This is a genomic window from Streptomyces sp. rh34 (assembly GCF_002551245.1).
Classification (GTDB): domain Bacteria; phylum Actinomycetota; class Actinomycetes; order Streptomycetales; family Streptomycetaceae; genus Streptomyces.
In genome coordinates this window covers 1-649 of the sequence record NZ_NTGZ01000583.1, presented here as the reverse complement: position 1 = coordinate 649, position 649 = coordinate 1, and the positions used below count along the sequence as shown (strand labels likewise).

Below are 649 nucleotides of genomic sequence, written 5' to 3'. Positions count from 1 at the left end.
GCCCAGGGCCGCGCCGCCCTCGGGGTCGGGGCAGCGCGGGCCGGGGCGCTGCTGGACCGCCGCCTCACCCTCGCCCGGACCCGGTCCCACTCCGCGGCCCTCCAGGCGCTCGGCTCCTCCCGCTTCCACGCGGTCGCCGACGCCGTCGCGCTCCTGGCCTCCGACGTCCCCCTGGCTCCCGGCGCCGCGGGCCGGCCCGCCGAGGCCCTCCTGGAGCCCGTCGAACGGGCCGAGCAACGCCTCCTCACCGCCGTGGCCGCCCTGCCGCCCGACGGCACGGAGCCGTACAACGAGGCACAGGACGCGGCGTGGCACCAGGCCCGCCTGCTGCTGCGGCTGCACCGGTACGCCCACGAGGCCGTCCGCGGCGCCGCGGACCCGGCCCTGGCCGTGCCGGTGCACGCCCTCGACCTGCACCGGGACGCCGTGGAGGCGGCCGGAGCCGCGGCTGCGGCGGCCCGCACCCCCCGGATCGCCCCGGCCACGGCGTACGCGCTGGGCGTGCTCCACGCGGACCAGCGCCACGAGGTGGAGGCGGCGCGGGCGGTGTTCCGGGAGAGCTGGCCGTACGCCGCGGCCCTGAGCGCCCCATGAGCCGGGGGCCCGCGCGCCGCCCGCCCGGGGAGCACCCCGCGCGGGCCGGCGCCTG

At 82.0% G+C, this 649-nt stretch carries 1 protein-coding gene; it reads left to right on the top strand.

The features are described 5' to 3' along the window. Positions 1–594, top strand: a 594-nt coding sequence (locus tag CR470_RS38330) for a CHAD domain-containing protein (protein WP_143664004.1), incomplete at its 5' end; no start/stop codon positions are given. Positions 595–649: the final 55 nt, after the last annotated feature.